At 46.5% G+C, this 8,896-nt stretch carries 11 protein-coding genes; 2 read left to right on the top strand and 9 right to left on the bottom strand.

Annotation, left to right across the window (positions count from 1 at the left end):
• Positions 1-112 precede the first annotated feature (112 nt).
• The 8 genes from QT996_RS15790 to QT996_RS15755 all read right to left on the bottom strand — a co-directional run bounded on the left by QT996_RS15790 (position 113) and on the right by QT996_RS15755 (position 6,060).
• Positions 113-274: a hypothetical protein gene (locus QT996_RS15790; protein WP_333047651.1), complete on the bottom strand. Its 162-nt coding sequence runs from the start codon at positions 272-274 to the stop codon at positions 113-115.
• Between the two features lie 190 nt (positions 275-464).
• Positions 465-1,727 (bottom strand): hypothetical protein, encoded by a 1,263-nt coding sequence (locus QT996_RS15785; RefSeq protein WP_333047650.1) that lies wholly within the window; start codon positions 1,725-1,727, stop codon positions 465-467.
• Positions 1,728-1,813: 86 nt separating this feature from the next.
• Entirely contained in the window at positions 1,814-2,902 is a 1,089-nt protein-coding gene (locus QT996_RS15780) for an SPFH domain-containing protein (protein WP_333047649.1), read from the bottom strand.
• A gap of 122 nt (positions 2,903-3,024) precedes the next feature.
• Positions 3,025-3,795 carry a Uma2 family endonuclease gene (locus tag QT996_RS15775; protein WP_333047647.1) on the bottom strand — a complete coding sequence of 257 codons (771 nt, stop codon included), beginning with the start codon at positions 3,793-3,795 and terminating at the stop codon, positions 3,025-3,027.
• A 68-nt stretch (positions 3,796-3,863) separates the two neighbouring features.
• Positions 3,864-4,274, bottom strand: a complete 411-nt coding sequence (gene vapC, locus QT996_RS15770; protein WP_333047646.1) for a type II toxin-antitoxin system tRNA(fMet)-specific endonuclease VapC — start codon at positions 4,272-4,274, stop codon at positions 3,864-3,866.
• A complete protein-coding gene (locus tag QT996_RS15765; RefSeq protein ID WP_333047645.1) occupies positions 4,271-4,525 on the bottom strand; it encodes a hypothetical protein in 255 nt (84 codons plus the stop codon). Before QT996_RS15765 ends, vapC begins: the two co-directional genes overlap by 4 nt.
• Positions 4,526-4,556: 31 nt before the next feature.
• Positions 4,557-5,810, bottom strand: coding sequence for an FAD-dependent oxidoreductase (locus QT996_RS15760; RefSeq protein WP_333047643.1), 1,254 nt, complete (start codon positions 5,808-5,810; stop codon positions 4,557-4,559).
• A gap of 91 nt (positions 5,811-5,901) precedes the next feature.
• The gene (locus QT996_RS15755) at positions 5,902-6,060 is read right to left on the bottom strand and encodes a hypothetical protein (RefSeq protein ID WP_333047642.1); all 159 of its coding nucleotides are present in this window, start codon (positions 6,058-6,060) and stop codon (positions 5,902-5,904) included.
• 55 nt (positions 6,061-6,115) lie between these two features.
• Here QT996_RS15755 and dnaK point away from each other — a divergent pair, with 55 nt between their 5' ends.
• Positions 6,116-8,212, top strand: a complete 2,097-nt coding sequence (gene dnaK / locus QT996_RS15750; RefSeq protein ID WP_333047641.1) for a molecular chaperone DnaK — start codon at positions 6,116-6,118, stop codon at positions 8,210-8,212.
• Positions 8,213-8,394: 182 nt separating this feature from the next.
• Complete coding sequence (locus QT996_RS15745) at positions 8,395-8,745, top strand: four helix bundle protein (RefSeq protein WP_333047640.1); 351 nt, start codon at positions 8,395-8,397, stop codon at positions 8,743-8,745.
• Positions 8,746-8,749: 4 nt separating this feature from the next.
• On the opposite strand, the gene QT996_RS15740 is transcribed toward QT996_RS15745, so the two are convergent.
• Complete coding sequence (locus QT996_RS15740; RefSeq protein ID WP_333047639.1) at positions 8,750-8,896, bottom strand: hypothetical protein; 147 nt, start codon at positions 8,894-8,896, stop codon at positions 8,750-8,752.

The raw sequence follows: 8,896 nt of genomic DNA, 5'->3' as shown, positions 1-8,896 counted from the left end.
AATTAATAATTAAATGGGGTCGCAAAATCAAAAATAAGGGTAATGCTTGTATCACAGTTTAAATGTGCAACAGCTTAAGAGAAATTTCTGAAAGCTACCATTATCCATTCGCTTACGCATCGTCGCTAATTCTTCTCTTGTTTTGATTTTTGTGGCGGCAATCCACTATAATAGCAGTAATTTTTCGCGTGCTTACTGCTGTTATAGCCCGTTCGAGTCGATGCTCTAGTTCCTCAACCGTTTCGTGGATTTCTACCTGAAATTTGTTGGCCATATTGGCTCTCCTCTACTTTAGCCTATATGAGCGTGTAGCTTCCTAGTGAATTGGTCTTAGCAAGTTATCGCTCCTAGATGCGGTTGTACTTCGTTTAAATAAAAAATAGACTTAGGAGTGAAAAGCAAGTTTTGAAGAGGCAGGATGGCTGTTGCACAAGAATTATGCCAGAGGTCTAACGAACCATCAACTACTTAGGAGAGGGAACAGGCGCTGGGGGTAATTTTTTGTTCGGTACAGGTGCGGTAGAGGGAATAGGAACTGGCGGTAATTTTTGGCTCGGTACAGGTAAGGAAGTTGGTTGTGGTTGGGGTTGAGGAAGACCGGGAACACGGATATATCTCCAATTACCAGTAAACAAGAGGTACATAACACCCGCAAGCACGACGCCGCTAACAACAGCAGCAGTAATCTTCCAAACACTGTAGGGACGTTCGCCTTGAACTTCAGCGGTGCGTGCATTAACCATTACTTGATATCGTTGGTTTTGATAACGATAGGCACACAGCCACACAGGTAGCAAAATATGCTTAAAAGTGATAGCATTGTAATCAGTGGAAATGCTGTGAACTCGCTGATCGTCGCCACCAATATTCCTACAAACATCGAAGTGAATAGTACCGGCCATGACATTTTTAGCAGATTCAAACCCTTGAGTGAGAGAAACTTGCGATCGCTGCGCTTCAAACCCAGCTAAATAAGATGAATTGTAAGCGCGCAGTGACTCCTTGAGATGCCAAGGTTCTAACGCATCCAGACGCGGGCGATCGACTGAAGTTGTAGCCGGAATCAGAATATCATCAAAAGAGCGATCGACTCTGCCAGAAGCAGGCCACCACCTGGTATGTTGCACTTGGCGAGTTTTATTTTCTGTTTCGCCCTGCGAGTTTGTTTCCGTATAAGTCTCAGTCACGTAGTAGTGTTCTCCGCGATCGCCCCTATAGTAACTAACCGTATAAGTGTCGTAAGTCCAAAACGGCAAATAAACCCCTTGAATTATCTCCTGTTGGGCTAGGGATTTCAAAGCAGAGGGAGCAAACCAGCGATTGCTGAGCCACTTCTGAATGCTTTCTCTGGCCTGTTTATCACTAACTTCAAAAGGTACAATTCCCTCTGGATGGACGCTAGGGCTAGCCTTTGCAGGTTGCGTCACAATTGGAGAAGCACAAAATGGGCATTTACCCGCTACTTTCGGCGGTTCAAAAGTAACACTTGCTCCGCAATCATTGCATTTTACTTCTAAGGCTGTTGTTGATAAAGTTGTCAGCGCCGTGCGATCGACTTGGAGATATTGTTCGTAAGAGTTCTCCTTTACCTCTTCAGCAGTTTGGGGAATGGCATCTTCCCAGCCGCAGTAAGCACACTTGAGCTTTCCTGCTTGGGGGTTGAACTCTAAATAAGCCCCGCAGCTAGGACAGGGAAAACGTTTAACAGCAGGTTCCGAAGTATTCATAATGGTTAATTGGTGATGTAATTGGTAATTGGTAATCTGGAAAGCATCCCAATTACCAATTACTAATTAACTAAATATCCAACATTTTAGGCGGCGGCTGGCGGGGGAGGCGGCGGGACTGTCGCCAACAAAGATGCTAATTCCGGCACTTGCGATGCTAACTTCCAGCCGTCAAAACCCGCACGCCACACCATTACCTGATGTGTCAAACCATTTTGCAGAAGTTGATGCAATTCAAAAGGGCCTAATTGTTGACCGTTCTGGGCAATATACCACTGAGTTTGTGTTGGCGGGGGAGGTGGTGGCGGAGTCTGCGATGCTGGCGGCTGCATCATATTTGTCATTTGCTGACCTAGTGCCATTCCCATGCCAAATTCTAATGCTTGATTGCCGCCGCTAGGGTTATTTGCTGATGCTTCTATGGCGTTAGCAGCTTGATATTGGGTATATTGCTGCATATTTCCCAGAAGTCCGATTGAGGCTCGTTTGTCGAGTGCTTCTTCAACTTCAGGCGGCATCGAGATATTTTCAATTAATAGCTGAGTTAACTCTAACCCAAACTGCTGGATACTTGGCTCTATGGCAACTCGTACCTGTTCGCCCATGTGGGTGTAGTTGGCGGCAAAGTCTAGGAGGGGAACGCGGGAATTGCCAACCCAATTGGCAAAGGCACTGACTATTGTATTGCGTAGCTGTTCGCTGATTTCATCTACTTGAAATAGTCCGTCTGTGCTGATTAGTTGTTTTAAGAGTTTTTCTGGATGGGAAACTTTAATGTTGTATGTGCCAAAAGCCCGCATTCGCACTGGGCCGAGTTCTGGATCGCGGATAATTACAGGGTTAGAGGTTCCCCATCTCAGGTTGGTAAATATTTTGGTGTTAAAAAAGTAGACTTCTGCTTTAAAGGGAGAGTTGAAACCGTAGGGCCAACCTTTTAAGGTGCTGAGAATGGGTAAGTTGCGGGTGTACAGTTCGTGCATTCCAGGATCGAAGACATCGGCAACTTGGCCTTCGCTGACAAAGACTGCTATTTGTCCTGGTCGTACAGTTAGTTTAGCACCTTGTTTAATTTCGTTTTGGTGACGCTCGAATCGATAGGCAATGGTGTCGCTGGTATTGTCCAACCATTCGATGATATCGACAAATTCGCCGCGAATCTTGTCAAAGAGTCCCATAAATTTATTTTTGGTTGTTGTTTGATTTTAGCTTCAATAGGAGCGATCGGAGTTCCCGATCGCCATTGTAAAGTTTTTACGTGCGATCGCTGGCGATGGGCGCGATCACACTTTCAGACAATTCATAATTCCGGTTCGATTCCAGCCGATCGCAATTGAGCGCGCAATTGCTCTAATTGGTCTTCGGCGCGATCGGCTCTTTGCCGCTCTTGTTCTGCTCTTTCAGATCCAGATAACAACAGATTCCCTTCACTATCCCACCAGCGCAACCAAGGTAATTCAACATTTTGATACACTCCTTGCCAAATTCCCAATTCCACTCCTAACGGTGCAATCGGATAATGACCGCGCTCATTGGCAGCAACTAATTGATACCTATCTTCGATCAGGTGATAGACTTCAACACTAGCCTTGGTTACTTCATAAATTCCGTAAAATGCCGGATGGATGACATTTTCATAAATCCAGAATTGTCCCGCCTTAGTTTCCTGTTTTCCCGCTCGCAATAAAGGCGTTCTGTCCCGTTCTTCATCACCATTGCCAGATACAAATTCTAACACAATTAACGGCGATACAAATTCTTGCCACATCACATAAGAACGACGCAATTGACCGTCTAGTGTTGGCGGGACATTCGGCACGTAGAACCAGTCAGGCGCTTCTGCACCGCGTTCAAGCGGGTCAGTCAACCGCCAATAAATGCCGCAGTCTTGACCGATACAGTAGTTACCGTCAGCGTGGATTCTTTGCAAAACGGGAGTAATTGAATCTGTTAGTAGGATGCTTTGGGGATGTTCTTGAAAATTTTTCACAAAAGTGCCGTCGGATTCTGGTAATTGAGTGTGATCCGGCCAGCCTGCGGGATTGTTTTCGACATCAAGGGTGAATTTCATAATTTTATTTTGATTGCAGGCATTGTTGGAGCGAGATTGTGATTGTAGGCGAACTCGATACATCTAACTTATGCCTCTATCTCCCAATCTTCCAGATGCAAACCCTCAACACGGCTGAACTCGCGGGTATTGTGAGTTACAAGAATTAGGTTGTTGGCGAGAGCAATAGAGGCAATCAAAAGGTCATTAGGGCCAATGGGTGTTCCAGATGCAGCTAATTGAGCGCGAATTTGACCGTAAATTAGGGCAGACTGGTCATCAAAAGGCAAACTTACAAACTCATTGAAAAAAAGTTCTAGTCGAGCTAGATTGCTATCTTGACGAGAACTTTTAAAAGCACCCCAGTGAAGTTCTGCTTTAACTACAGAGCATATTGCTACATCACCTGACCGCATCATTGCTAGTCGGCGAGATACCGATGAGTGGCGGTCTGGATTTAACAAACGGATGGAAGTATTGGTGTCTAAAAGATAAATCACAGCAATTCTTCCCGAATTTCATATTCCAACTGATCGGGACGAACAAGCGGTTCTCCTTCCCAACTTCCTATTACTGTCTCAAAAAAACCGGGAGACCAGCCTAAATCTTCCGGTGTTTTAGCCTCAGTTGCAGGTGCTATAGGCTGGAAAATTACAATAACTTCCAAATCTGTATCTTTGATACCACCGGGGATTTGCAAATGCAACATCCCGTCGGAACCAACGCGCGATCGCACTTTAATACTTTGCATAACTCTGGTCTCCTTAAGTTTGTGTGGTATCTCATTGATTTCGTACCCGAACCCGGTTTAATCCAAAACCAATTAATCGCGCTGGAATATTTCGCAAAATTGGTAACTGCAACAAAAGGGGCGGTGTAAACGGTCGATTTGTATCTAATGCCCCCTTAATAATTCGCTCCTGTACAAACGACTGAAATGCTTGAATGATGCGTGTGGGCAACTCCCGCTGTCGCTGCACTTCTGCCAAATCCCACAGATGCAAGTGATGGTTTTTCAGGGGGGTGCTGAGTACATTAGCCGCGACGACAGCATCTTGAATAGCATAGTTAATTCCCACACCGCCTACGGGCGACATGACGTGAGCGGCATCCCCAATTAAGAGCAAACCGGGACGATACCAGCGGAGAAGGCGACTGGATTCAACCGACAGAAAAGAAATTTGCGACCACTCTTTCAGTTGCTCGACCCTATCTGCCAATTCTGGTGCTAATTCAGCAACAGATTTTTGCAAAGCTTCTATTCCTGAGTCGCGCAATTTCTGATAGCTGCCTTTCAGAATAATGTAACCGAGTTGCCAATAATCCAAGCGGTCAATCATGACTAATAAATGACCTCCAACAGCTCGACCTCCCACCCCGGAATCTTTGACATCATGGGGACTGCGCGGCAAACGAAACCAAAGGACATCCATCGGCGGGGAAGTTTTAATCGGTTCAAAACCTGCTAATTGGCGCAGGCGGGAAAAGCGACCGTCTGCACCGACAGTTAGGGTCGATCGCACTTCATGCCATCCCCCGCGTCCCCGGTATCGAATTCCGCACACAACCCCATTTTCTACGATCGTTTCTTGTGCATTAGCTCCCATTACTAGCTGAAAGCTCGGGTAGCGCTGCGCTTGGGCAGTGATGAATTCGAGAAACTTGACTTGGGGAAGGATAGTGATGTAAGGATACTTAGTTTTGAGACAGGCCAAATCTACGAGTGTGGCGGTATTTCCAGCAGCTTGGATGGTGAGTTGGCGCATTTTTGTATGGGGCAATTCCAGCAATTTTTCTGCTAAACCCAATTGATCCATAATTTCCATTACTGACGGATGCAGCGTATCGCCGCGAAATTCTCGATCGAAATCTTTGTGTACTTCTAGCAGCATGACGGGAATGTTTTGCCGCGCTAAAAGTAATGCTAAAACAGCACCTGCAGGCCCACCTCCCACAATGCAGCAGCTTGTCTGCTGCACGTCAACTATCGAGTGTTCTTGACAGGCTTCTGAATTTTGAACAGAGTTGACAGTCATATTTTTATGTTCCTGTTTGCTCAACAATCCTGCTAGCTGCTTTTAGTTTAGCAAAAGGCAGTAGTTAATCAATTCTCAAATTTTTTCGCACTCAAAAGATGGACATACACGGCTTTCCCAAGTTGACAATCCTACTCCTAAAGGCGATCGCCAATCCACCAGCGGAGCGATCGTACCCCAGGCTCAGCCGCAGGTGAGGCAATCCCCCCGCAGCCCCCGCTTCTCGACGCGGTACAATAAATGCAATCATACTTAACGCTTATATTGAAAAGGCTACACACAACGCCACAGGAGACAACTGACGCATGGGTAAAGTAGTTGGCATTGACCTCGGAACAACAAACTCAGTAGTAGCCGTCATGGAAGGCGGCAAACCGGTTGTGATTGCCAATGCAGAAGGGATGCGGACAACTCCCTCGGTAGTTGCTTTCACAAAGGAAGGAGAACGCCTTGTGGGACAGATGGCCAGACGCCAGACTGTTCTCAACCCGCAAAACACCTTTTACGCTGTCAAGCGGTACATCGGACGCAAATATACCGAACTGACTCCAGAATCAAAGCGCGTTCCTTACACAACTCGCCGCGACGACAACGGGAACATCAAAGTCAAGTGTCCCCGCCTGAAAAAAGATTTTGCCCCAGAGGAAATTTCGGCGATGGTGTTGCGAAAGCTGGCCGATGAAGCCAGCCGCTATCTGGGACAAGAGGTGACGGGGGCTGTAATTACTGTTCCCGCTTATTTCAATGACTCGCAGCGACAGGCGACGCGGGATGCGGGACGAATTGCCGGACTTGATGTCAAGCGGATTTTAAATGAGCCGACGGCGGCTTCTTTGGCTTACGGTTTGGAGCGGCGAGAAAGTCAAACTATTTTAGTGTTTGATTTGGGCGGCGGTACTTTTGATGTGTCTATCTTAGACGTGGGAGACGGAGTATTTGAAGTCAAAGCAACTAGCGGTGACACTCAATTGGGTGGCAATGATTTTGACTCCAAAATTGTTGATTGGTTGGCAGAACAATTCTTAGAAAAAGAAGGAATTGATTTGCGGCGCAACCGCCAAGCTTTGCAGCGCTTGATCGAAGCGGCCGAAAAAGCCAAGATTGAACTGTCGGGAGTCGGTGTCACAGAGATTAATTTGCCGTTTATCGATGCGAATGAAGATGGGCCTTTGCATCTGGAAACGCGGCTGACTCGCGGTCAATTTGAGGGGCTGTGCACAGATTTGGTGCAGCGGCTGCGGCGTCCGGTGAAACAAGCGTTAGCGGATGCAAGTTTGAGCCCTTCTCGCATTGATGAAGTTGTGCTAGTCGGCGGTTCGACTCGCATTCCTTTGGTTCAGGAAGTTGTTCGCAGTTTGATTGATAGAGAGCCGAATCAAAATGTGAATCCCGATGAAGTTGTGGCGGTGGGTGCGGCAATTCAAGCGGGGATTTTGGGTGGTGATGTCCGCGATGTGCTGCTGTTGGATGTGACGCCGCTGTCGCTGGGTTTGGAAACAATCGGCGGGGTGATGAAAAAACTGATTCCTCGCAATACTACTATTCCCGTCAGGCGATCGGACATTTTTTCTACTGCTGAAAACAACCAAACTGTGGTAGAAATTCACGTCATCCAAGGGGAACGGGAATTAGGCAGAGATAATAAGTCTTTGGGACGCTTTAAACTAACTGGAATTCCGCCGGCGCCGCGAGGGATTCCGCAGGTACAAGTAGCTTTTGATATTGATGCTAACGGGATGCTGTTGGTGACTGCTTTGGACAAAACTACGGGCAGGGAACAAAGCATTACTGTACAAGGTGCTTCGACGCTGACTCAGCAGGAAGTGAATCAAATGATTCGCGATGCGGAACAGTTTGCTCAAGCTGATAAGTTGCAGCGGGAAAAGGTAGAAAAACGCAATCGCGCTGAAGCTTTAGCTTATCAAGCCGAGCGGCAGTTGCGAGAAGTTGCGCTCGATCGCGGAATGCAGTTTGCTCAAAGAAGTCGCCAGCGAATTGAAACTTTAATTCGGGAATTACGAGACAGTTTGGAACGCAATGATGAGCGGGGAGTTGACCAAGTTGGTTCGGATTTGCAGGATGCTCTTTACGATTTGAGCCGGGAAGTTTCCGCGTTTGCTGATGATGACGATGATGATGATTTCTTTGAGTCTGTGAAGCGGACTTTTACGGGCGACGGTACGAAGCGGCGCAGCGATGACAGCAGCTATTATACCAATGCTAAGCCGTACAGGCGATCGACTGTCGATCCAATTCCCGATCGCCCCTATGATCGTATGGGTGATCGTATGGGTGATCGTATGGGCGATCGTATGGGCGATCGCAGAAGCAGTGCTAATCGCCCCACTCGCCCTTATCAAAATCAAAGCGACGATTGGGATGATGACGACGATTGGCTGTAATTGAAGGAAGAAGGAAGAAGGAAGAGGGAAGAAGGAAGAAGGAAAATAGTGGATTTTATGCAGAGAATTTGTGACGGCTGTTTTCCTAATTCTTCTGGGCTCCTTTCTTTCTCCTCTCCTACACTAGACTTCTTTGAATTAGATAAAGATTACTATGATAAGTAAGGAGAAAATTATGTTGTATGACCCATAGAGAACAATACATCTGGCAGCGAGGTATTTATTTTTGTCAACTTTGCTACGAATTAACTAAATCTTTTCATTCGTCTGAAATTTATGGTATTACCAGTCAAATTCGCCGTGCATCTGTATCAGTACCAGCTAACATTGCGGAGGGATATGGGCGTGTTACTAGACAAGAGTATATTCGATATTTGCGAATAGCTCTCGGTTCGCTCAGAGAACTGGATACTCATCTAGTGATTTCTGAAAGAGTAGGGTTAGCAGCACCAGAAAAAATCTCACCAGTTATCAAAGAAGCAGATGAACTCACACGATTAATTGTCAGTACAATCAACAAACTAGAAAGATAAAACATCATCCTTCATCCCTCATCCTTCTTCCTTCGTCGCTCATCCCTCTTCCTTCTTCCCTCTTCCCTCTTCCCTCTTCCCTCTTCCTTCTTCCTTCTTCCCTCTTCCTTCTTCCTTCTTCCCTCTTCCTTCTTCCTTCTTCCTTCTCCAA

It is taken from the genome of Microcoleus sp. S13C4 (assembly GCF_036700865.1).
Taxonomy (GTDB): domain Bacteria; phylum Cyanobacteriota; class Cyanobacteriia; order Cyanobacteriales; family Microcoleaceae; genus Microcoleus.
This window is presented reverse-complemented; position numbering and strand designations above follow the sequence as displayed.

Coding starts and splice junctions, on each gene's coding strand:
- QT996_RS15765 (WP_333047645.1), bottom strand. CDS start 4,525: ATGCAAAGTATTAAAGTGCGATCGCGCGTTGGTTCCGACGGGATGTTG.
- QT996_RS15760 (WP_333047643.1), bottom strand. CDS start 5,810: ATGACTGTCAACTCTGTTCAAAATTCAGAAGCCTGTCAAGAACACTCG.
- QT996_RS15785 (WP_333047650.1), bottom strand. CDS start 1,727: ATGAATACTTCGGAACCTGCTGTTAAACGTTTTCCCTGTCCTAGCTGC.
- QT996_RS15790 (WP_333047651.1), bottom strand. CDS start 274: ATGGCCAACAAATTTCAGGTAGAAATCCACGAAACGGTTGAGGAACTA.
- QT996_RS15780 (WP_333047649.1), bottom strand. CDS start 2,902: ATGGGACTCTTTGACAAGATTCGCGGCGAATTTGTCGATATCATCGAA.
- QT996_RS15755 (WP_333047642.1), bottom strand. CDS start 6,060: ATGATTGCATTTATTGTACCGCGTCGAGAAGCGGGGGCTGCGGGGGGA.
- dnaK (WP_333047641.1), top strand. CDS start 6,116: ATGGGTAAAGTAGTTGGCATTGACCTCGGAACAACAAACTCAGTAGTA.
- QT996_RS15745 (WP_333047640.1), top strand. CDS start 8,395: ATGACCCATAGAGAACAATACATCTGGCAGCGAGGTATTTATTTTTGT.
- QT996_RS15775 (WP_333047647.1), bottom strand. CDS start 3,795: ATGAAATTCACCCTTGATGTCGAAAACAATCCCGCAGGCTGGCCGGAT.